We start from the raw sequence: 1,568 nt of genomic DNA on the forward strand, positions 1-1,568 counted from the left end.
CCTTCATCACCGACTGGTTGAGGCGGTGTAGATCATTGGCCAGCATGCGGATCGTCGCTTGCTGGTCGACGGTCATCGTTGTGGCCTGTTCTTCGGCGCGTTCCTTGACACGGCTTATCGATGCCATTGGTCTTCTCCTTGTGTTCCAAGCCCTGTTGGGCGTTTCCTCTGTGTTGTTCTGTTTGCTATTCGGCGGCCGGCTTGAACTGCGCGTGCTCGGTCGACTCGTGCATGGCGGTGGTCGACGACTGGCCGCCGGTGATCGCCATCGACACGGCGTCGAAATAGCCGGTGCCGACCTCGCGCTGATGCTTGGTCGCGGTGTAGCCATTGGCCTCCGCCGCGAACTCAGCCTCCTGCAACTCGGAATAGGCCGCCATCTGCCGTGCCTTGTAGCCGCGCGCCAGTTCGAACATGCCGTAGTTGAGCTGATGGAAGCCGGCGAGCGTGATGAACTGGAACTTGTAGCCCATAGCGCCAAGCTCCCTCTGGAATCTGGCGATCGTCGCGTCGTCGAGGTTCTTCTTCCAGTTGAACGATGGCGAGCAATTGTAGGCAAGCAGCTTGTCGGGGTGATGCTTGCGCACGCCCTCGGCGAATTTCTTGGCCTGCGCCAGGTCCGGCTTGGAAGTCTCGCACCAGATCAGGTCCGCGTGAGGCGCATAGGCGACGGCGCGGGCGATGCAGGGTTCGATGCCGTTCCTGACGTGGTAGAAGCCCTCCACGGTGCGCCCGGCGCCGTAGTCGACGAAGGGCTGGTCGCGTTCGTCGATGTCGGACGTCAGCAGCTTGGCGGCTTCCGCATCGGTGCGCGCGACGACCAGGGTCGGTGTGCCCATCACGTCCGCCGCCAGACGCGCGGCATTGAGGTTGCGGATGTGCGCCGCGGTCGGGATCAGCACCTTGCCACCGAGATGGCCGCACTTCTTTTCCGACGCCAGCTGATCCTCGTAGTGGACGCCGGCCGCGCCCGCTTCGATGAAGGCCTTCATGATCTCGAAGGCGTTGAGCGGCCCGCCGAAACCGGCTTCCGCATCAGCGACGATCGGCGCGAACCAGGTCTCGACCGAAAGCCCGTTGCCTTCCGAGGTCTCGATCTGGTCGGCGCGCTGCAGCGTGCGGTTGATGCGCTTGACCAGTTCGGGCGCGGCGTTTGCCGGATAAAGCGACTGGTCCGGATACATCGCGCCAGCCGTGTTGGCGTCGGCGGCAACCTGCCAGCCCGACAGGTAGATCGCCTTCAGCCCGGCGCGCACCTGCTGCATCGCCTGGTTGCCGGACATGGCGCCGAGTGCGTTGACGAAGTCCTCCTCGTGGATGAGCTTCCACAGCCGGTTGGCGCCCATTTCCGCGACGCTCTGGCGGATCTGCACCGATCCACGCAGCCGCTTCACATCCTCCGGCGAATAGGGCCGTTCGATGCCGTCGAAACGACCTTCCGGCGCCGAGGGGACAAGGTTGTAAAAGTCAGTCATTGGTCACTCCGAAGGATTGCTGCACCCGTGTCCGGCGCCAATGATCTGCGCGCCGGGATATGACTGAATTTACATTGCGGTGCGAAATGGGCC

The 1,568-nt window shown here is 63.3% G+C and carries 1 protein-coding gene; it reads right to left on the reverse strand.

Annotated features, from left to right (window positions below; all coding sequences use genetic code 11):
• Positions 1-185 precede the first annotated feature (185 nt).
• On the reverse strand, positions 186-1,475 hold the full coding sequence (gene aceA / locus ACXJ7R_RS32155; protein WP_457155320.1) for an isocitrate lyase: 1,290 nt from the start codon (positions 1,473-1,475) through the stop codon (positions 186-188).
• Between the last annotated feature and the right edge of the window lie 93 nt (positions 1,476-1,568).

Source organism: Mesorhizobium sp. P5_C1, from assembly GCF_054049815.1.